A 20,197-nucleotide genomic window follows, 5' to 3' on the forward strand; every position below is an offset into this window, starting at 1 on the left:
TTTTGGTGGTAATTATAATAAAAATTGATTAAAATAAATTACGGGTTTCCCCCATATTTTGAATTAATATCTTTTTTTACAAAAATCTATATCTGTGTGGCGACAAAACTTGACGTTTCTTTCTCCAAATTTTCCCGATTAAGTGTTTGAGTTTGTTTAAGAAGGATTAGAATATGATTAATTAAGAAATAAAATATGTAGTATGTATTGGTACTATGTAGCAGATTGTATATAACTCTTTTATTCATAAATATTTACAGATATAAAAAATAAGCCTTAATCCATACGGTCAAGGCTATTTTTTTACAGTAAATATCCGCTGTAAATGTATTCTCATTTATTGTATCTGATATTGATTAAATTTTTATAATTTTCTTAGTTACATAATTCTTTCCATCATATAATTTTAAAAAATATGTACCTTTAATCAATAATGAAGTGTCGATTTTTGAGTTTTGTATGTCACCTGATTTAATGATTTTACCTTCTAAGCTAACAATTTCGTAGCGTTTAAAGGCTGAATCAGAAACTATATGAATTGAGTTTTTGACAGGGTTAGGATAAATACTAAACTGTTTCTTAGTTGTTGTTTCTCCTGTTGCAAGTAATGAATTACATTCAGTCGCTGATTCAACATAGATTGCTGTGTAAGGTTTTATCCAAAAGTTTGTAAGTGTAGAACTATCTTTCCAATCAACAAAAATACATTTCAGTAGTGGAGATTGAGTTACATTTCCAAAAAGTACATTTAACATATTACTGTTATTTCCATTACGGACATCAACACTGGTTAGATTACTACCTTGTGTATATAACTCTTGTAAGTTTGTATTTTGAGCAACATTTAACGTTGTTAAGTTAGAGCTAGTAGTAAGCTTTTTAAGGTTAATATTTGAACTTAGATTTATGTTTGAAATCGAAGTTGTAGAAAAATTAAGCTCCTCTAAATTTACATTAGAATTTAAAGAAAGATTCGTAATTGGATTGCTTTCTACTCTTAATACTTTTAACCCGCTGTTATTTGAAGTATTTAAGTTTGAGATTTGATTATTGGTGCAATACAGCTTTTGAAAAAAGTTTGAATTTGGAAGATTGATTGTAGATAAGTTATTCCAAGAGCATGATAGGTATTCTAAAAGTAAATTTTGATTTACAATAAGACTTGTAAGGTTGTTATTATCACAAAATACTGTTTTTATTTGTGTATTTTGGCTTAAATCAAGGTTTGTTAGAGTGTTACTGCCAATCTCTAAAACTTTTAAATTTGAGAAGTGCTGAATGCCATTTAAAGATGAAATATTATTACCTAATAGCCATAATTCAGTTACTTGTTGTGCTTCGGTGACTTGTATTTCCATATCATTGTTCGTGTCAACCTTAATCCAATTACCCGCAGAATTTTTTGCGATGTGTGCTGAAGGAGTTGAAAATACAAGTTTTGACTTGAATGTAGCATCTGAGAAGTTTACAATAGCTTGGGAAAACATACACGCAGTAAAAGTGATAGTAAATAAAAAGATAATTTTATTCTCATTCGTTCAATTTTTAATGAACAAAAATGCAGACTTATATCTTATTTACTATATTTGTAATGTTGTATAATATAACCAAAACGGTTATAATTCATAACCACTATGATAGGAAACAAAATTAAAAATATCAGAGAGTTAAAGAATTTTACTCAGGAGTACATGGCTGAAAAATTAGATATTTCTCAAGCCGCATATAGCAAATTGGAAAAAGGAGATATAAAAGTGTCATCTGAAAAGCTTTCTCAAATTGCGTCGATATTAGATGTTAAACCAGAAGATATAACATCTTTTGACAGTCAAAAATATTTTAATAGTTTCAATAACGTTAAGGGTAGTAATAACGGAAGTATTATCATTGGAGCAGATGAGACTGAATTAATAAAAAAATTGTATGAAGATAAGATTTCGTTACTCGAAAAATTATTAAGTAATACCGAAAAAGAATTGAAAAATTATAAAACAAAATATGGAGAGCTTTAATGGCTCTTTTTTTATTTTTAAAATGTATGGTAAATAGTTTCTGTAGATTTGTCTTGGATATGAATTTTATGATTATGTAATAGTTTGATTTTCTCGTGGAAATGCAATGGTGAGTATATCATCATCCACTAAAAAAGAGACTCTTGTCAAAGTCTCTACTGTTTTTTAATATTTCTACGATAAGCCTATGTTACGTGCAGTTTTATATAATGCTTGATATGGTTTCTAGATGATGTTTAAGAGCAATCCTCTTATTCACACCAAGACCAGGAAAATGCTGTCTATTATATAAATCGTTGTAATCTACTAAACCACTTGTTTGAACAATGGGATTAGAATTTATGTATGATATAAGATGATTCAAAGCTTCCATAAATTTTTCTGCTGTCCTTGACTTACCTTCTCTATTATCAGAAATAAAATGATTTATATATACCCCTTTACTATTTTCAGTTGTAAGATGGATAGCTACTGCGTATGCAGCTCCTCCAGATTCTGAGAAATTATCACCTTGAATCAAAAAATCAGCAACTCCTATGAAATTTTCTTTTTTATAATTTAAATGTTTATCTGAAAAAAAACTCTTAGCAGGATAATCTGCATTTCTTGACAATTTATCAAACCCATCCGTTAAAATTACTTTATTATTTGAATCGAAATCAGAAATATAAACTGGAGATACTTTTTTATCGTTGAAAATTTGAAATTTTGTTTCTACATTAATTATATCTGTATTTTGAATTTCACGATTATGAATAAAACTCTTCTCAAGATTAGGAATAGATAAAAAAGTTTCTACTTCTTTTTGGGTACTTTTACTATGAATTATATATGCAATAGAATAATTACTATAAGATGATAGGAGTCCATTAATATAAGTTTCTATGATTTTTTGCATAGAAATTTCATTAATTTGTGGATTTATAATTAGAACAAAAGGTATATTGGCTTGGATGATTTTTTTAAACTTATTCACTGGTACTTTACTGATACCAATTGGCTCCAAAATAGGCAAAGTGTTTTTGAAAATTTCTTTAGATACTGTGATTAAGCTATTTATTTCTTCGCCTTTACATCTAAAATAAGGTAAATACATAATTCAATATTTGTTTATTAGTTTTTAGTTCAAAAAATCATTTCTAAAGCTTCTGCAATGTTCTCACATTGTTTTTTATTATATCTTTTAGATATGGTTGAAACTTTAATTGATTTTGGAATAGATTTTATGAGTTTTTTATGAATTTCACTCATATCTCTATTTCTAATTTCACAAATATATAAAATATGTAACTCATTTATAGGAATTTTACAAAATAGATTAAAGCATTCTTTATAAATTAATGTATTTGGTACATCTGGACAAAATCCAAACTTTTTAAAGATAATACTTTTAATTTCATTTATACGTAAGCTATTGAAAAAAGCTTCGTATTCAAATGTTGAAAAATTTGATGTTGGTTCTCTGAATAAATAAAAACTATTCATATCATCTGACAAAATTAAAATTCCAATGTTTTTGGTAAATTATTCAATACTTTTTCTGCAAAATCTTTGTAAGTAACCAGATAAACAAATTCAAAACTTTTTACGTAATCCTTTAATTGTTGGAATAATCTTTTTGGAGAATCCTTTTCAGATTTTATTTCATAAGCTGTGGTGGTTCCATTAAAAACGGCAACATCCAATTTCGAATCACCAACTGTAAATTCTGTCAATGTTAAACAGTTGTTTAAATTGTGATTTTTTAGAATAATATTATTAAACAATGTGTTCTTATAGAAATACTCATTTCTATAATTTTTTTTTAACGCAGAATATGAAGTATTAAAAATTTGAGCTATATTTTTGTTTTCAAGATTTGGCAACATTTTTTTTAAGCTAATGATAGTTTTAGATACTTTTTCGGTATTGCCATTTGCTACATTATCCAGAAAAACTGGACTAAAAATTTTTGATAAATCTAAATAACTATTTTGTTTCATTCTTGCAAATTTAGTTCTTAATTTTTAGAACGCAAGGTTGGCGTAAAATTGTACATAACGTTTTTCGGGCTTTTCGTTCGTTCGGGTTTTGGAGCACAAAGTTTCAATTTATTACTAAAGTTGATTAGAAGTTCAAAGTGATAGGTCAGTCCTCCTGATATAAAAACTGTATTAGCTGCCTTTCTTTTACTGGTTATAAAACCCTTCCTCTCCGATTGGTGTCCAAAAACTGTATTTCACAAATTTATTTCGTCTTTTGTCGTCAGGTATTTGTCTAACCTGATATGGCATTCCACCTGTCTTAACATTTTTCCCCGCTAAATAAGCAAATGTCAATTCAATAATGTCAAGCAGATTTTTTGTAGTTATTTCTAAAAAGTCACTTAAAGAAGTCCTTTCTAGTTTTACCTTTTTGTGGTTCAGTTGAATTGTAGGAGCAATAATATTTCCATCTGTCTGCAATTCAAAATCAAAGACCTTTGTGTGTTCAAGTCTGTGGTCAAAACCATTTCTTAATTCTCGGATAACCTGCATGAAGTAAACTGTCTTTTTAATGAACTCTACAAACGGGTCGGCTTCTCCATATTTTTCTTGCAATTTTTCGTGGAAACTTGGAAAATGTGATTGCTTTGTCAAGCCAAGGTTAGGGTAGAACTTAACTATAATGTCCATAAGAGTTTGCTCAATATGGTCTGCTTTCTGAAATATGGTTTTGCATCTGGATTCAAGGCTAACAACGGATGGGAGTTTATACGAAACTTTTTGGTTTCTTCTTTCTTCGTATTCGTCTGATGCAGTTTTTTCAGCAAGTTGATATTCTTTGATTTCTTTTTCAAGTATGGAAATTTCAGAAAGTAAATCTATCGTCAAACCTATTAGTTTGGAACAGTCAACAGCATTCGAAATATACTCTGGTCTGAATAAAGTCATTGCCGTTAAAAGTGTCCTTGAAACAATCTCTGATTCTGTTCCTTTGTCTATGATAAGTTTATGAATGGTAGTAGGAAGATTTATATTGGTTCTTTTAGGGTCAATGTCGTCTGCCATAACCATTTCATATATTGACCTTTCTTTAATAATTAAAAGTCGTCCTCCAATATTTTTCATTTCAATAATGGCACCATCTTCTTCAGAACCGATGTCTGCGTGTCCGCTTGATTCTCTCTTTGTGTCAATTGGTCTTTTTTCATCCATATTTTTGGTCATATGTTAATCTAATTTACGCATTGCGCCAATAATAACAATAAATATTGCGTAATTTCTTAAATTTTTATTAATTGACGTTTATAATAATTTGATTTTTCAAGAATACGAATGAAATGTTTTTATACTTTTTTGTGTTGGCTCATATTTATATTATTTTTGGTTAAAACGTAGCATTTTTGTACTGTGAGAAACTGAGGATATGACTCTATCTGCAATAGCTTTATAATAATTTACAATTTCCTTTGTAATTATACATTCTCTGTAAACTAAAAAATTTGATTCATTTTGTAAATTTTTACAGGTCTATTGCGACTTTGGTAAGTAATCTTTAAGGTTTTAGCGGGGTATAAAAATATAGGAATTATAACAAGTGTACTTTTGTTAATATATATCTACCTATTTACCCTAAAACGAAAAAGTCCCTCGATGAAACGAAAGAGTTTAAAAACACAAATGATGAAAAAACATATTTTTCTGAGACTTAATCTATCACTTTTTGTTGGTTCATACAATTTTATCAGATAATCTCTGTAAAGTGCGATAAAATAGGTGTTTTCAGAGTTTCTGCTACATAGTACCTATATATACTTTTCTTATTCTACTAATTATATCTCTTTCTAGCAATCTTCTAAACTATCTTAACCTACATTTCGGGTAGCTATGGTAAACTGTTTGTCTTGTTCTTGATATGAAATTGTTTTACCTGCTGACTTTTCAGGAAAATGTATAATACTTTGGTCTACTATTTACACCAATATATCAACTTTTCGAAATAATAAATGCTATCTATTTAGAAATAAAATGTCCTGATTTTCCATTCAGCATTAAAACCTCTAAAATATTTGTACTTATGATATTTACAAGATGATTTTCACCATCATCTGGAATGAATTGCATATTCTTTATATAACCCAATTGCCCCTCCTTACCGTTGTAGCCAATAATAAAAATTTTTGTAGTTGAAAGATTGAATAGCTCCAAATCAATTGAAGGTTCGGAGCTTACTATAATCTTAAAAACTGCTTCTGAATATTCTTTACTTCCTAAATTTTCGATTTTATCAATTTCTTCATCGTTGATCGAAATAATCATTCCTTTAATACAATATTCTTCTAAATGTAATTCAAATGTTTTATTAGTATCTTCCATATCTTTAATTTTTCAGTAAGATACAAAATTAACATCTACTTAGTAATTCAATTGAGAGATACGGTATCTCAAAATTCTTGTATAGGTATTGAGTGTGTACCTACTATACACTTTTCCCACCCCATCAAAGAGTTTTTTTCAGGGTACCCCCTATGCTCGGATTTTGTTTTTCTCAAGCTGTTTTTGTTTTCCTGCGCTCCGAGTGGTTAAAAAGTTTTTAACAGACGTTGATATTTTGGTTAAAAACTACTGTAAACACTTGTATTTATGGACTTTTTGTTGTATATTTATGCTGCTTTTGTGAGCGACTTACTACTAAAATATATCTCAATATATACATAAAAAAGCCTTGAAGCACTGCAATGCGACAAGGCGAATCAATAAATTTTAAATGCAACTTAAAACTTATCAACATGACAAATTTACAAAATTGTCTTGATACTGCTAGTATCTATTGTGGCACGTATGCCAAGTATAACAACGGAAGCCTTTATGGTAAATGGCTGAACCTTTCAGACTATTCTGATTTCGAAGAATTACAGGGAGCAATGTATGAACTTCATTCCGATGAACAAGACCCTGAATTTATGTTTCAGGACTATGAATGTCCTATTCTGGAAAAACTAGGATTATTGAGCGAATGTCATATATCAAAAGATATATATGATGTACTTGAACAAATCAATGATTCAGGGCATGATGTAGAGGTTTACGAAGCCTGTTTAGATTGCTTAGGTAAAATAGATTTCCGAAGCCTGTATGAGTTTGTAAACAATTTTTATTATGGCGAATTTAATTCGGATGAAGATTTTGTACAATACTTATATGAAGATGATACGTTTAATATTCCTAATTGGGTTGTGATTGATTGGGAAGCAACCGCACATAGCATTATGTTTGATTATTTTGAAAGTAGCGGACATTATTTCAAGGCTTAAAATAACTATTTTATATATTTGTATTTATAATTAAATTGTATTCCGTTAATCAGGAGACTATGTAAAAATGTTTGGGAACAATTTCGGACACAAAAACAAAAAAGAGAAAATGTAATTATTTAAAATTCAATAATTTACAAATTCTCTTTAGTTTAAAAAGTGGAGTTGGAGGGATTCGAACCCTCGTCCAAACAAGCAATACATAAGCTTTCTACATGCTTATTCTACTATTGATTTTCGACTGGAGGCAGAGAGCAGACGCCCAACTTCCAGCTTATCTTCTAAGTTTTCGTGTTTTAGCCGAAGCTTCTAAAACCTTATTTCCGCATTCCTATATCCCAGAATCAAACGCCGCAGAACAGAGCATTTGTGGAATATCTTGCTTCCCTACTATCTTCGGGAAAACGCTTGATCTACTATACTTCGATATTAAGCTGCAAGAGCGAACTCTTCGTTGCCAGTTAAAATTTTGTAGCAAGGGATTATAGAGATCGCGCTACGGTTCTCTGCATGCTTACTTACCCATTGGTCTTGCTGTCGAAACCAGTCAACCCCATGAATAAAGTGAATGCAAAGATAATGCTTTTAGTTTACATTTCATTAATATGGCTGAATTTTAATAAAAATTAGGCGTAGGGTATACGGACTAAATATCTTGTGATGATCATATTTGATCATTGTGGATAAAAATAATATTCCGTGTTAACGATCTTAAATACTATATTTTTAAGCAAATTTTGAATAAAAAAGTGATTGTTTGTTGTAATATATTTTGTACTTTAAGAAAAAAAGTTTAGTTTTGCAATCCAAAATGAGATGTAAAATATGTTAATAATTCCAGTAAAAGATGGTGAATCCATCGACAGAGCTTTAAAAAAATACAAGAGAAAATTTGATAAAACAGGTACAGTTCGTCAATTAAGATCTAGACAAGCGTTTATCAAGCCTTCTGTAACTTTGAGACAATCTAAGTTAAAAGCTGCTTACAAACAAAGAGCACTTAGCAAGGAAGAGCAGGCTTAAGAATTTTTTCTTAAACACATATTAAATTCACTTCTTAAATATTATATTTGAGGAGTGAATTTTTTATTTTATGCCCTAGCTCATGTTGGATAAATTTATAGACTACTTACAATTTGAGAAAAGATATTCTCCTCATACCATTACAAGCTACAAAAAAGACCTTGCAGACTTTTCTCATTTCTGTCTCCGAACAGAATCTTCCGACAATTTAGCCAAAGCAGACAAGAAAATTATAAGAAATTTTATTGTTGAATTGAGTGAAAACAATATTTCCAAAAGAAGTATCAATAGGAAGTTATCCTCTCTTCGTAGTTTTTATCTATTTCTTTTGAAAATAGGGGAAATTAAAGTTTCTCCTACAGAAGGAATCTCTTCCCTGAAGTTTTACGCTGAAAAACAGATCCCTATGTCTGAAGAAGAAATGAAGGATCTTAATGAAAGAATCTTCGAACAGGTACATAATGTTCTTGAAAAATGCATTATGGAGGTACTTTACCAAACAGGGATGCGTAAAGCCGAACTTTGTGGCCTGATATTTGAGAATGTTGACTTATACGAAAATGAATTAAAAGTAATAGGGAAAGGGAATAAAGAAAGGGTAGTTCCCATTTCCAATGAATTGTCTGAGCTTCTTAAAAGCTATATGGAAGTAAGAAAACCACAGACAGAATATCAATCGTATTTTTTTGTAAATAAGAAAGGGAAAAAACTCAGCGAAAAATTTGTTTATGTGGTAGTTAATAAGTACCTTAGTCTTATAACAACGAAAGAAAAAAGAAGTCCTCACATCCTTCGTCATAGCTTTGCTACTCACGTATTGGATAATGGGGCGGAGATCTCCAAAGTGAAAAAAATATTAGGGCATTCCAGTCTTGCCAGTACTCAAGTTTATACGAATGCTAATATTGAACAATTGAAAAAAGTGTTTAATCAGGCTCACCCTCGAGCATCAAAAAAAGAAGAATTATGAAGATTTCAGTACAATCAATTGGTTTAACTCCACACGAACCACTAGAATCACACATCGAAAAAAAAGTAAGCAAATTAGGTACCTTCTATGACAAGATTCATGAGTGTAAGGTATTCTTAAAAGTAGAAAATAACGCGGATAAAGCGAATAAAACTGCTGAGATTATTTTGGCGGTTCCGGGTGACGATATCGTAGTAAAAAAGACAACAGCGAGTTTTGAAGAAAGTATGGACCTTTGTGTTGATACTGCTAAAAAGCTCTTAATCAAGAAGAAAGAAATGGCTTAAAAAAAAAGTCAAAAAAAGTTTATAAAATATTTGAGAATTCAAAAAATCCGTTCTATATTTGCACTCGCAAAAAAGGAACAGCGATCTTTTGAATTCTTTTTATATTTGCCTCCATAGCTCAGTTGGCCAGAGCACGTGATTTGTAATCTCGGGGTCGTGGGTTCGAATCCCTCTGGAGGCTCAATTTTAATATAACACATTTGGGGAGATTCCAGAGTGGCTAAATGGGACTGACTGTAACTCAGTTGCTTCGGCTTCGCAGGTTCGAATCCTGCTCTCCCCACTTTATATTTTTATAAAAAAAACTTGCAAGATTAAATAAGTTTTCTTAGTTTTGCACAGCGTTTACCAATGGTTTTGGAAACAAAATTGCGGAAGTAGCTCAGTTGGTAGAGCGTCAGCCTTCCAAGCTGAATGTCGCGGGTTCGACCCCCGTCTTCCGCTCAAAAAATCATCTTTTTAAAGTGATTTTTTTTAACACTGAAACGTGTAGAGTAGAGTCTCTCTATCACTTTCAGTCTTTTATTAAAATGCCTCCATAGCTCAGTTGGCCAGAGCACGTGATTTGTAATCTCGGGGTCGTGGGTTCGAATCCCTCTGGAGGCTCAATTTTAATATAACACATTTGGGGAGATTCCAGAGTGGCTAAATGGGACTGACTGTAACTCAGTTGCTTCGGCTTCGCAGGTTCGAATCCTGCTCTCCCCACTTTTTATATTATAAAAAAAACTTGCAAAATCAAAGAAGTTTTCTTACTTTTGCACAGCGTTTACCAATAGTTTTGGAAACAAAATTGCGGAAGTAGCTCAGTTGGTAGAGCGTCAGCCTTCCAAGCTGAATGTCGCGGGTTCGACCCCCGTCTTCCGCTCAAAAAAATCACGCTACTCAGTGTGATTTTTTTATTTGATGCCGACTTAGCTCAGCGGTAGAGTGCTTCCTTGGTAAGGAAGAGGTCACGGGTTCAAGTCCCGTAGTTGGCTCTCAATTTTCCCGAATTTCTTCGGGATTTTTTTTTTACCCAAATTTTATTTTAGAAAAGAAAAGGAAAATGATTTTATTCGTAAAGCCATTTTATAGCTAAACATCTGCTTAGATAAAATCATGACCGATTGCTCCATAATTTTTTTACCTAATCTCTCTTCAATATTAAATAGAGATAGGTCCTAAAACTTTTACTTCATCTTTAGAATCACAATCATAAAATTTTCGTTAAATTCGTGTAAAATAAATTTTTGATGAATATTCTTTTATTAGAAGATGATCTCATTCTTTCTGCAGAGCTTTGCAGATTTTTAGAATCAAATAATTTTAGCTGTGATAAGATCTATGACGGAGAAACTTTTCTCCGCCAGATAAAAAATAATACGTATGATCTGTATTTATTGGATATCAATGTTCCCAAAATAAATGGACTTGATGTCTGCCAGACGATTCGTTCTTTCGATAAGAATACGCCCATTATTATCATTTCTGCTTATGGAGATATCTCTGATAAAAAAGATGCCTTTAACAGGCTGGCTGATGATTATCTGGTAAAACCTTTTCAGTTTGAAGAACTTCTTTTAAGAATAAATTCTTTGTTGAGACGAAAAGCACCTTCAGATAATTCGGATCAGGATATTCTGAGGATAGATGACCTTATTATCAATAAAACTGAGCAAAAGGTCTATCGGGGAGGAAATGAAATAACACTTACGCTGAAAGAATTTCAACTGCTGGTCTATCTTGCCGAAGCGCAAGGGAGAACGGTTTCCAAACAGCAGATCACAGAACATGTATGGGAGCACAATTTTAATACAAATACGAACACAGTGGAAGTTTATATCAATTTCTTAAGGAAAAAGATTGATAAAGATTTCAAAGTAAAATTGATTCATACCCGATCCGGTTTCGGATATTACCTAAGTCCATTATAAATGTCTTTAAAAAGAAAGATAGCTTTAACGATCAGTATCGCCTTTTCATTACTCTTTGGAATGGTGATGGCGGTCATTTATTTATCTTTTAATGATTTTAGAAGAGATGAGTTTAAAGAAAGATTCAGGCAGAGACTTGAATTTACTTCCCATTTCATTTCAAAATCCAAAGACTTTGAAGAAGAAGCTCCTGTTTTTTTCAATGAGAACTCAGATAATATCCTTCTGAATGAAAAGATTTTAATTTTCAATGAAAAAAAAGAACTGATCTATAGTACAATCAAGGACCGGAATGTAACCTGGGACAGCGCGATGCTTAAAGAGCTGGATAGAAAGAAGATTATTTACACAGAGAAAACAATTCCGGAGATCTATGCTGCACTTAGAAATATCAATGGTGAAAACTATTATATTCTTACCAGTGCCTTTGATACTAATGGAAAATCAAAGCTGGGATATCTTAAATATCTTTTGATCACAGCATATGTAATGAGTACAATGCTTATTGGGTTTTTTAGTTATTATTTTGTGGAAAAATTCCTTCGTCCGTTGGAAGACCTGAATAAGGAAATTTCTGAAGTTACGGCCCATAAACTGACGACGCAGATTCCTGTTCAGCAGTCCAATGATGAAGTGAGTGTCCTTGCAAAATCTTTTAATACGATGATCGGAAGACTGGATGATGTATTTCAGTCGCAAAAGGACTTTACAGCCAGTGCTTCACATGAGATCAGAACACCCATTACAAGAATGGCATTTCAGTTGGAAAACCTTATTAAATTTGAGCAACATTCTCCAGAAACTTTATCCGCCTTGCAGCAGATTCAGCGGGATGTATACCAGTTGTCAGATCTGACGAATTCTCTCTTGCTGCTTACGAAATTCGATAAAGAAAATATCCAGAGTATCTATGAAGAGGTAAGGATTGATGAAGTCATTTTTGAGGCCTTTGAAGCCGTCGAGAAAAGTTACCCGCAACTTAAGATGGATTTCCTGATTAATGAAGATAGTTCTGAAAATGCTTTTCTGACCATAAAAGGGATTCAGTCACTGCTGGTGATTGTTTTTATTAATCTTTTTAAAAATGCAGCGGTATATTCAGACAATACAGAAGTGAATGTCTTGATTACCGAAACAAACGATAATCTTTCTATAGAAGTTATTTCTCACGGAAATACGATTTCTGAAGGAGAACAGATGAAACTGTTTGAAGCTTTCACAAGAGGAAACAATGCTCAAAATATATCAGGATCAGGTTTAGGTCTTAGAATCGTTAAAAGAATCCTGGAATACCACGATGCTGATATCATATACTCTTCTCCTGAAGATTACATTAATAAATTCACATTATTTTTCAAAAAATAAGTATAAAAACAATTGGTCTTAAAAAAAAGTTGCTTTTTTGTTAAACTATGGATTAAATTTTTAACTAAAAATTCAACAATAAGAGAATAAAATACTTTTTTATTCTTTCAGATTTCTTGTAAATGGTCTATTCATGCCGATTTTAATATTTTTTAAGCCTCATTTAAGTTTCTTTTAATCGCATCAAAGCAATTTTGTATTTTAAAAAGAAAAATAATGAACAGAATTGCAGTGCTGTGCCTCACCATTTCCTCATTCATGGCGGCACAACAGCAGATGTCTCTTTTGGATTGCGAAGAAGCTTTTCAGAAGAACAACTTACAACTGCTCGCCGAACAATACAACATCAATATGGCTGATGCAGATATTCTGCAGGCTAAAATCTGGGAATTGCCCCAATTGAGCGGGCAGTTTAATGCTTACAACCCTCAGGACAAAAAGGTTTTTGATGTAGGACATTCAAAAGGAGCAGGAATTACACAGTTGATCTATATGGGTGGGAAAAAGAAAAATGAAATTGCTTTTGCCAAATCCAATAAAGAATTGGCGCAGCTTCAGTTTTCCCAATTGCTTGCCGATTTAAGATCTCAGCTTCGTTCTGCGTATTTTAATCTTTATTACGAAAAACTAAAACTTGAGAACACCAATAAGCAGCTAGGGTATATGAATGACCTCTTAAATGCCTATCGTGTACAGTCGGCAAAAGGAAACGTTTCCCTTAAAGATGCTGTCAGACTTCAGAGTATTGTGATCCAATTGAATCATGATAAACTGGAGATCAATAAAAACATTCTTGATTTTGAACAGAATTTAAAAGTTTTAACGGGAATTTCAGAAGATATAGAGCCTGCAATGTCTGATGCTGAAGCTAAAGAAGCATTGGCGGCACAACCCTTCGGTGATGAAGAAGAGCTTAAAGGCAAAGCATTGGAAAATAATGCAGATTACCGATATAACCTGAAACTTATTGATAACAGTAAGCTTTATGCACAATGGCAGAAATCATTGAATGTACCTGATGTGACAGTAGGTGCTGCATGGGATCAGGCAGGAGGAACATTTAATAATGAAGCCAACCTGACTCTAGGAATCCCTTTGCCTTTATGGAAATCAAATCAGGGGAATGTGGAAAAAGCAAACTATGCTATTCAGCAGAACCAGAAAAATGCAGACTTCCAGAAACTCACGCTACAAACTAAAATTCAGTCTGCCTATAAAACCTGGAAGAATCAGTATGATCAGCTTCTGGATATCAAAACGACAGATCTCCAGAATATGGATCTTGTATACAACGGAATGTTGACCAATTTCAGAAAAGGAAATGTCAACCTGATAGAATTTACAGACTTCATGGACAGCTATAGGGAAGCAGCCCTTCAGATCTATGATATGAAAAATGAAATCATGCAGTCGGCAGAACAGCTTAATCAACTAGTACAAACGAAAATCTTCTATTAAAATCATGAAAACATATATTATCCCCGTATTGATAGCCCTCTCATTATTGGCCTGTTCAAAAAAAGAGGAAGAAAAACCCAATCAGGCTAAAAAAGGATTTGAGCTTAGTAATACCATGTTGAGTTCTATTTCTCTGGCAAAAGTTGAAAAGAAGAATATAGAAGATCAGTATAGCTTTTACGGAAAGATCTCTGCAGATAAAAACAGTTATATAGATGTTTATCCGTTGGTAGGAGGAAACGTGATGAGTGTAAATGTAGAGCTTGGAGATTATGTGAAAAAAGGGCAGGTGCTGGCAACGATCCGAAGTACCGAGCTTGCAGAAATTCAAAAAGATGTAAGTGATGCTAAAACCGATATGGTAGTGGCTAAAAATAACCTTCGTGTTGCCAAGGAATTGTATGAAGGAAAACTTAATACAGAAAGAGATGTCCTGGAAGCTAAAAGCCAATTGCAAAAAGCCGAAGACCAAATGCAGAGAACAGCAGCAATAAGTACGGTCTATAATGTGAAAAGCGGAAATATATATAGTGTAGTAGCACCTATCAGCGGTTATATTGTTCAGAAAAGTATCAATAAGGATATGCAGCTGAGAAGTGACAGAAGTGATAATATCTTTGATGTTGCCAATACAACCAATGTATGGGCCATCATGAACGTCAATGAATCTGATATTGATAAGATCAGCCTTGGAATGAAAGCGCAGGTATCTACCCTTTCTTATCCGGATAAATTTTTTGACGGAAAAATCGATAAAATATTCAAAATTATTGATCCGCAGACCAATGCCATGCAGGCAAGAGTAGTGCTGGACAACGCCAACGGGCTTCTGATTCCGGATAGTAAAGCTACGATAAAAGTATCCAGCTTAGAAAGCAGTACGATGCTTACTTTACCATCAAAGGCTGTCATTTTTGATGACAATAAAAGCTTTGTCGTTATTTTCAAATCCAGAACAGATGTGAAAATCAGAGAAATTAAAGTATTAAAGCAGGTAGGAGATGTTACCTATGTTGCAGATGGACTGAAAGAAGGAGAAGAAGTGATTACCAACAATCAGCTGCTGATATACCGTTCACTGAACAGCTAGTCTTATTAAACCATTAAGAATATTTGTATTTTCTTTCAACGGCTTTTTTAGGTCATCAATTTATCTATCATGAATAAATTCATAAAAAATATAATCGCTTTTTCATTAAAAAATAAAGCATTTACCTTTATCTGGGTGGCGATTTTAGCGATCTCCGGTTTTATAAGTTTCAAAAATATGCCTATTGAAGCTTTTCCGGATGTTACCAATACCCAGATTGTAATCATTACCCAGTGGAATGGGCGTAGTGCAGAAGAAGTAGAACGTTTTGTTACTACCCCCATTGAATTGGCGATGAGCCCGGTTCAGAAGAAAACAAGTGTGAGAAGTACCACGATGTTTGGACTTTCCATTGTTAAAATTCTGTTTGACGATGGGGTGGACGATACTTTTGCCAGAAATCAGGTCAATAACCAGTTAAGAACCATTAGCCTTCCTGATGAGGTAGATCCGGAAGTACAGCCGCCCTACGGGCCAACCGGTGAGATTTTCAGATATACACTGGAAAGTAAAACAAAAGATTCCCGTAGTCTGCTTACGCTGCAAAATTGGGTGATAGACCGTGCTTTAAGAGGAGTGCCCGGCGTAGCGGATATTAACGTTTTCGGAGGACAGGATAAAGTGTTCGAACTGAGTATCGATCCACGTGCATTGGATAAATACAACCTGACACCGCTTCAGGTATATGATGCCGTTACCAAGAGTAATCTGAATGTAGGGGGTGATGTTATTGAGAAAAATGGGCAGGCTTATGTTGTAAGAGGAATTGGTTTGGTAAAATCGATTGCCGACATCGGAAATATTACCATTCAAAATGATAGCGGAAATCCTGTTTTGGTAAAAAATGTAGCAGAGGTTCATGAAAGTTCTATGCCTAGAGTAGGACAGGCGGCTCTGAATAATCACGATGATACGGTAGAAGGAATCGTGGTAATGAGAAAAGGAGAAAATCCAAGAGAAGTTTTGGTGGGTGTGAAAGCTAAAATTAAAGAGCTCAATGAAAAGGTTCTCCCAAAAGATGTGAAAATGGTTACGTTTTATGACCGTGATAACCTGATGGATTTTACGACCCATACTGTAATGCATAATCTTATTGAAGGAATTGTACTGGTAACGGTAATTGTTTTGATCTTTATGGCCGACTGGAGAACAACATTAATTGTTTCCATCATTATTCCTCTATCCTTACTATTCGCATTTTTATGTTTAAAACTGGCCGGGATGAGTGCCAACCTTCTTTCATTAGGAGCAGTAGACTTTGGGATTATCATTGACGGAGCCGTCGTCATGGTAGAAGGACTCTTCGTAATGCTGGATCATAAAGCCAAACGGTATGGCATGGAGAAATTTAATAAACTCGCAAAGGGGGGCTGGATCAAGCAGACCGGAACCGGATTAGGAAAAGCAATCTTCTTTTCAAAATTGATTATCATTACCTCTCTTATTCCCATCTTCTCATTCCAGAAAGTGGAAGGGAAAATGTTCTCACCTTTAGCGTTTACGTTGGGATTTGCATTGATAGGAGCATTGATATTTACATTAACACTGGTTCCTGTTCTTTCTCATCTCCTTTTAAATAAAAATGTAAGAGAAAAGAATAATCCGTTTGTTAATTTTTGGGACAGAATCGTTTTGAAAGGCTTTAATTTAACATTTAAGCATAAAAAAACGAGTATGATCGTTGCGATCTCGTTTCTGGTAGTCACTTTGTTTTCCGGTAAATTTTTAGGAACAGAATTCTTGCCGCAACTCAACGAAGGTTCACTTTGGATCACTGCTGAAATGCCAATGAGTTCTTCATTGAAAGAATCATTGAAAACAGCAGATCTTTTAAAGAAAGACATTATGAGTTTTTCAGAAGTGACAGATGTTCTTGCACAGACGGGGAGAAGTAACGATGGAACAGATCCCAATGGATTCGGATTTGTACAGTTTGCTGTTAATCTTAAGCCAAGAGAAGAATGGAAACGTAAGATCACCTACGATGAATTGATTAATGAAATTGACAAAAAGCTCAGAAGTTATCAGGGAATTACGTTCAACTATTCCCAGCCGATTTCCGATAACGTAGCAGAAGCCGTAGCTGGTTTTAAAGCCGAAAACGGAATCAAAATTTATGGTGATAACCTGGAAACCCTGGATAAATTAGCCAATGAAGTGGTGTTAAAAATTAAAGATGTACAAGGGGTAAAAGATCCGGGAATTATTAAAAATATAGGACAGCCGGAAGTAAGTGTTGTATTGGATAGAGATAAAATGGCTGCTTATGGAGTAATGCCGGCGGATGCACAAGCTGTATTGGAAATGGCTTTTGGAGGAAAAACCGCTTCAGAAATGTTCGATGGTGAAAGAAAGTTCCCAATCCGTCTGCGATATTCTCAGGAATACAGAACCAATGAAAATGACATTGCAGCGTTGATGGTTCCTACACAGGATGGGGCAAAGATTCCTTTAAAAGAAATCAGTACTATCGTTAAAGATAACGGGGCTGCATTTATTTATAGAGATAATATCAAAAGATATATTGGAGTTAAATTCTCCATTCGTGATAGAGATTTAGGAAGTACTATTGCCGATGCCCAGAAAAAAGTGGATACTATTGAATTTCCTGATGGGTATTCCGTAGGATGGACCGGGCAGTTTGAAAACCAGCAACGTGCATCACACAGGCTGACGCAGGTGGTACCGGTGAGTATTCTGATGATTTTCTTCCTGCTGTTTATTCTGTTTGGAAATATGAAGGATTCCCTTTTGGTATTGGCCAACGTACCTTTTGCTTTAATCGGTGGAATTATTGCACTGCATGTTACCGGAATCAATTTTGGAATCTCTGCCGGAGTAGGAATGATTGCCCTTTTGGGAATTTGTATCCAGAACGGTGTCATCCTTATCACGGAGTTCCATCAGAACGTTAAAGACGGCATGGATATAGACTCAGCGATATTAAACGGAGTGAAATCCAGAACCAGACCAGTAATTATGACAGCACTTATGGCATCTATCGGATTGATGCCGGCAGCTTTATCTACGGGTATTGGATCGGAATCTCAAAAACCTTTGGCTATTGTAATTATTGGAGGACTTATTACAGCAACAGTTCTTACACTGCTTATTTTTCCGATTATCTTCTGGATATTCAACAGGACGAAGAAGCTCAGTCATATTTAAATTATCTTTCATTTATATTAGTAAGAAGCGCGGAAAACAAAGTTTTCCGCGCTTCTGCATTTATTGAAATAAAAAAAGGATGAGTCGAAGTTTAAAATCCTAATCCCACTGTAAAAGCTTTTACAGCATTCGGATAATCGGATACTGAAGTTGCAGCTCCTGTTGTTGTATTGATAGAGTAAATTTTTGTAGATGAACCTACCGACGCCATTAAATAGGCTTTTTGGCTCATGCTTCCAATATCAAAACCATTAGCGCTTGTAATGTTAATTCCTAAAGAACCCGTCTCTACTAAAGTTCCATTATTAGGTGGGTTCTGCTGGTATAATTTATCCGTATTATGATCAATGACAAATAGAGTAGTAGCCGTGCTTCCTGCAAAATTATTCGTATAAGCTGCAGCGCTTATCATAGGGCTTCCCGGATTTAATGCAAGATCTACAGCGGCAATTGTTCCGTCGTTAGGATTTAAGCGAAGATTCTGCCCTGTATTGCTTACTACTCTTATTCTATCCACAGTAGGATTGAAATCGAAGCCGAAATCTGTTCCGGAAAGTAAAGTAGCAAGAGGAGTAGTACCCACAGCCGTAGCGGCACCTGTACCCAAATTGATGGTGTAAATTCTGCTTGAACTTCCCAATGCATACAATTGTCCGTTTACAGGGCGGAAATCTATCCCTAAAATATTCTCACCACTTTGTAATCCTGCCACTGTCTTAGAAACAGGCATCGGACTGTTTGGATTGAAAATTTGGAGATTATTAGAATTGTCAATGGCATACGCTACCGGTTCTGTAGGAATGGCAAGATCAATGACGGCCTGCTGAAGAGAACCTACATACGTTGTTTTTCCATTATTCAGATCCAGAACATGCAATTTATCACTGAGAGCCAATAGAGCAGTACTGTTATCAAATTTAATATCAAAAGCAGCCTGTCCGGTAAAAGTGGTTCCCAAACTTCCCACCTCCACTAAAGTTCCATTGTTGGGAGGATCTTGTTTGTATAATTTTCCTAAAGCCGGATCAATATCATATAAAACAGTCGCAGTAGCACCTGCTTTACTATTTGTGTAAGCTAAGCCTGTTATTGAAGGACTTCCGGTACCGTTAATAGTAATATCAGTGGCGGCAATAGCTCCGGTTTCCGGATGTAAACGCAGATTTTGTCCGGTATTACTCACTAGGCGAATTCTGTCAACGGTAGGATTGAAATCAATAGAAGCTATGGTCCCTGAAATCAAAGGAGCAAATGCTGTGGAGCTTACGGCTCTTGCTGAAGCATTGGAAGTATTGATGATGTATAATTTACTGGCACTTGATAATGCATATAGTTCTCCTGTTGCAGGTCTGAAATCTATACTTAACAATTTTTCTCCTGATGTAACACCTGTTACCGCAGTTTTTGAGGTGAAAGTCTTTGGATTATTGGAATTAAAATAAACAAGCTCATTCATTGCTGTTATTCCGTATACCATAAGATCCGGACCTTGAGGGGTATTTTCCGACATATAATTTTCATCCGAATTGTCACACGAAAACAAAGTTGCAATGGCAAACAGGGCGAAGTAGATGTGTAATAGTTTTCTCATAATATTAATTTTAGTTGTTTTTGTATGTACGAGAAAAAAATA

At 33.9% G+C, this 20,197-nt stretch carries 17 protein-coding genes, 7 tRNA genes and 1 other RNA gene; 17 read left to right on the forward strand and 8 right to left on the reverse strand.

Features of this window, described 5'->3' with window-relative positions; genetic code table 11:
* Window positions 1-356: 356 nt before the first annotated feature.
* On the reverse strand, window positions 357-1,487 hold the full coding sequence (locus LF886_RS04305) for a leucine-rich repeat domain-containing protein (protein WP_236852873.1): 1,131 nt from the start codon (window positions 1,485-1,487) through the stop codon (window positions 357-359).
* Window positions 1,488-1,634: 147 nt separating this feature from the next.
* Between LF886_RS04305 and LF886_RS04310 the strand changes: the two genes are divergently transcribed.
* Window positions 1,635-2,012 carry a helix-turn-helix domain-containing protein gene (locus tag LF886_RS04310; protein WP_236852874.1) on the forward strand — a complete coding sequence of 126 codons (378 nt, stop codon included), beginning with the start codon at window positions 1,635-1,637 and terminating at the stop codon, window positions 2,010-2,012.
* A gap of 202 nt (window positions 2,013-2,214) precedes the next feature.
* Here the strand turns inward: LF886_RS04310 and LF886_RS04315 are convergent, their stop codons facing one another.
* The 5 genes from LF886_RS04315 to LF886_RS04335 all read right to left on the reverse strand — a co-directional run bounded on the left by LF886_RS04315 (window position 2,215) and on the right by LF886_RS04335 (window position 6,349).
* Entirely contained in the window at window positions 2,215-3,108 is an 894-nt protein-coding gene (locus LF886_RS04315; RefSeq protein ID WP_236852875.1) for a sce7725 family protein, read from the reverse strand.
* 29 nt (window positions 3,109-3,137) lie between these two features.
* The gene (locus tag LF886_RS04320; RefSeq protein WP_236852876.1) at window positions 3,138-3,509 is read right to left on the reverse strand and encodes a hypothetical protein; all 372 of its coding nucleotides are present in this window, start codon (window positions 3,507-3,509) and stop codon (window positions 3,138-3,140) included.
* Window positions 3,510-3,511: 2 nt separating this feature from the next.
* Window positions 3,512-3,994 carry a sce7726 family protein gene (locus LF886_RS04325; protein ID WP_236852877.1) on the reverse strand — a complete coding sequence of 161 codons (483 nt, stop codon included), beginning with the start codon at window positions 3,992-3,994 and terminating at the stop codon, window positions 3,512-3,514.
* 186 nt (window positions 3,995-4,180) lie between these two features.
* Entirely contained in the window at window positions 4,181-5,188 is a 1,008-nt protein-coding gene (locus tag LF886_RS04330; protein ID WP_236852878.1) for a hypothetical protein, read from the reverse strand.
* A gap of 798 nt (window positions 5,189-5,986) precedes the next feature.
* Window positions 5,987-6,349 (reverse strand): hypothetical protein, encoded by a 363-nt coding sequence (locus LF886_RS04335; protein ID WP_236852879.1) that lies wholly within the window; start codon window positions 6,347-6,349, stop codon window positions 5,987-5,989.
* Between the two features lie 413 nt (window positions 6,350-6,762).
* Between LF886_RS04335 and LF886_RS04340 the strand changes: the two genes are divergently transcribed.
* The gene (locus LF886_RS04340) at window positions 6,763-7,287 is read left to right on the forward strand and encodes an antirestriction protein ArdA (protein WP_236852880.1); all 525 of its coding nucleotides are present in this window, start codon (window positions 6,763-6,765) and stop codon (window positions 7,285-7,287) included.
* 157 nt (window positions 7,288-7,444) lie between these two features.
* On the opposite strand, the gene ssrA is transcribed toward LF886_RS04340, so the two are convergent.
* Window positions 7,445-7,842, reverse strand: a transfer-messenger RNA (tmRNA) gene (gene ssrA, locus LF886_RS04345).
* A gap of 270 nt (window positions 7,843-8,112) precedes the next feature.
* Here ssrA and rpsU point away from each other — a divergent pair.
* The 15 genes from rpsU (at window position 8,113) to LF886_RS04420 (ending at window position 18,564) form a co-directional block, all read left to right on the forward strand.
* Entirely contained in the window at window positions 8,113-8,310 is a 198-nt protein-coding gene (rpsU, locus tag LF886_RS04350; protein WP_045501128.1) for a 30S ribosomal protein S21, read from the forward strand.
* 82 nt (window positions 8,311-8,392) lie between these two features.
* A complete protein-coding gene (locus tag LF886_RS04355) occupies window positions 8,393-9,280 on the forward strand; it encodes a tyrosine-type recombinase/integrase (protein WP_236852881.1) in 888 nt (295 codons plus the stop codon).
* Entirely contained in the window at window positions 9,277-9,567 is a 291-nt protein-coding gene (locus tag LF886_RS04360; protein WP_236852882.1) for an HPF/RaiA family ribosome-associated protein, read from the forward strand. Before LF886_RS04355 ends, LF886_RS04360 begins: the two co-directional genes overlap by 4 nt.
* A gap of 107 nt (window positions 9,568-9,674) precedes the next feature.
* Window positions 9,675-9,748, forward strand: a tRNA-Thr gene (locus tag LF886_RS04365).
* Between the two features lie 21 nt (window positions 9,749-9,769).
* Window positions 9,770-9,850: transfer RNA gene (locus LF886_RS04370), tRNA-Tyr, on the forward strand.
* 88 nt (window positions 9,851-9,938) lie between these two features.
* Window positions 9,939-10,011: transfer RNA gene (locus LF886_RS04375), tRNA-Gly, on the forward strand.
* Between the two features lie 88 nt (window positions 10,012-10,099).
* Window positions 10,100-10,173: transfer RNA gene (locus tag LF886_RS04380), tRNA-Thr, on the forward strand.
* Between the two features lie 21 nt (window positions 10,174-10,194).
* Window positions 10,195-10,275, forward strand: a tRNA-Tyr gene (locus LF886_RS04385).
* A gap of 87 nt (window positions 10,276-10,362) precedes the next feature.
* A tRNA-Gly gene (locus LF886_RS04390) sits at window positions 10,363-10,435 on the forward strand.
* A 40-nt stretch (window positions 10,436-10,475) separates the two neighbouring features.
* A tRNA-Thr gene (locus tag LF886_RS04395) sits at window positions 10,476-10,547 on the forward strand.
* Window positions 10,548-10,802: 255 nt separating this feature from the next.
* Window positions 10,803-11,483, forward strand: coding sequence for a response regulator transcription factor (locus LF886_RS04400; protein ID WP_152290223.1), 681 nt, complete (start codon window positions 10,803-10,805; stop codon window positions 11,481-11,483).
* The gene (locus LF886_RS04405) at window positions 11,484-12,848 is read left to right on the forward strand and encodes an ATP-binding protein (protein WP_236852883.1); all 1,365 of its coding nucleotides are present in this window, start codon (window positions 11,484-11,486) and stop codon (window positions 12,846-12,848) included.
* Window positions 12,849-13,064: 216 nt separating this feature from the next.
* The gene (locus tag LF886_RS04410) at window positions 13,065-14,306 is read left to right on the forward strand and encodes a TolC family protein (protein ID WP_236852884.1); all 1,242 of its coding nucleotides are present in this window, start codon (window positions 13,065-13,067) and stop codon (window positions 14,304-14,306) included.
* 4 nt (window positions 14,307-14,310) lie between these two features.
* Window positions 14,311-15,396, forward strand: a complete 1,086-nt coding sequence (locus tag LF886_RS04415; protein WP_124534768.1) for an efflux RND transporter periplasmic adaptor subunit — start codon at window positions 14,311-14,313, stop codon at window positions 15,394-15,396.
* A gap of 69 nt (window positions 15,397-15,465) precedes the next feature.
* Complete coding sequence (locus tag LF886_RS04420) at window positions 15,466-18,564, forward strand: efflux RND transporter permease subunit (RefSeq protein ID WP_236852885.1); 3,099 nt, start codon at window positions 15,466-15,468, stop codon at window positions 18,562-18,564.
* A gap of 91 nt (window positions 18,565-18,655) precedes the next feature.
* Here LF886_RS04420 and LF886_RS04425 read toward each other — a convergent pair whose 3' ends face one another.
* Entirely contained in the window at window positions 18,656-20,155 is a 1,500-nt protein-coding gene (locus LF886_RS04425) for a DUF4394 domain-containing protein (RefSeq protein WP_236852886.1), read from the reverse strand.
* Window positions 20,156-20,197: the final 42 nt, after the last annotated feature.

It is taken from the genome of Chryseobacterium sp. MEBOG07 (genome assembly GCF_021869745.1).
Classification (GTDB): domain Bacteria; phylum Bacteroidota; class Bacteroidia; order Flavobacteriales; family Weeksellaceae; genus Chryseobacterium; species Chryseobacterium viscerum.

Bases quoted from the DNA above. Each gene is read 5' to 3' on its own strand.
- LF886_RS04305 (WP_236852873.1), bottom strand. From the start codon at position 1,487: ATGTTTTCCCAAGCTATTGTAAACTTCTCAGATGCTACATTCAAGTCA.
- LF886_RS04310 (WP_236852874.1), top strand. From the start codon at position 1,635: ATGATAGGAAACAAAATTAAAAATATCAGAGAGTTAAAGAATTTTACT.
- LF886_RS04315 (WP_236852875.1), bottom strand. From the start codon at position 3,108: ATGTATTTACCTTATTTTAGATGTAAAGGCGAAGAAATAAATAGCTTA.
- LF886_RS04325 (WP_236852877.1), bottom strand. From the start codon at position 3,994: ATGAAACAAAATAGTTATTTAGATTTATCAAAAATTTTTAGTCCAGTT.
- LF886_RS04330 (WP_236852878.1), bottom strand. From the start codon at position 5,188: ATGGATGAAAAAAGACCAATTGACACAAAGAGAGAATCAAGCGGACAC.
- LF886_RS04335 (WP_236852879.1), bottom strand. From the start codon at position 6,349: ATGGAAGATACTAATAAAACATTTGAATTACATTTAGAAGAATATTGT.
- LF886_RS04340 (WP_236852880.1), top strand. From the start codon at position 6,763: ATGACAAATTTACAAAATTGTCTTGATACTGCTAGTATCTATTGTGGC.
- rpsU (WP_045501128.1), top strand. From the start codon at position 8,113: ATGTTAATAATTCCAGTAAAAGATGGTGAATCCATCGACAGAGCTTTA.
- LF886_RS04355 (WP_236852881.1), top strand. From the start codon at position 8,393: ATGTTGGATAAATTTATAGACTACTTACAATTTGAGAAAAGATATTCT.
- LF886_RS04360 (WP_236852882.1), top strand. From the start codon at position 9,277: ATGAAGATTTCAGTACAATCAATTGGTTTAACTCCACACGAACCACTA.
- LF886_RS04400 (WP_152290223.1), top strand. From the start codon at position 10,803: ATGAATATTCTTTTATTAGAAGATGATCTCATTCTTTCTGCAGAGCTT.
- LF886_RS04405 (WP_236852883.1), top strand. From the start codon at position 11,484: ATGTCTTTAAAAAGAAAGATAGCTTTAACGATCAGTATCGCCTTTTCA.
- LF886_RS04410 (WP_236852884.1), top strand. From the start codon at position 13,065: ATGAACAGAATTGCAGTGCTGTGCCTCACCATTTCCTCATTCATGGCG.
- LF886_RS04415 (WP_124534768.1), top strand. From the start codon at position 14,311: ATGAAAACATATATTATCCCCGTATTGATAGCCCTCTCATTATTGGCC.
- LF886_RS04420 (WP_236852885.1), top strand. From the start codon at position 15,466: ATGAATAAATTCATAAAAAATATAATCGCTTTTTCATTAAAAAATAAA.
- LF886_RS04425 (WP_236852886.1), bottom strand. From the start codon at position 20,155: ATGAGAAAACTATTACACATCTACTTCGCCCTGTTTGCCATTGCAACT.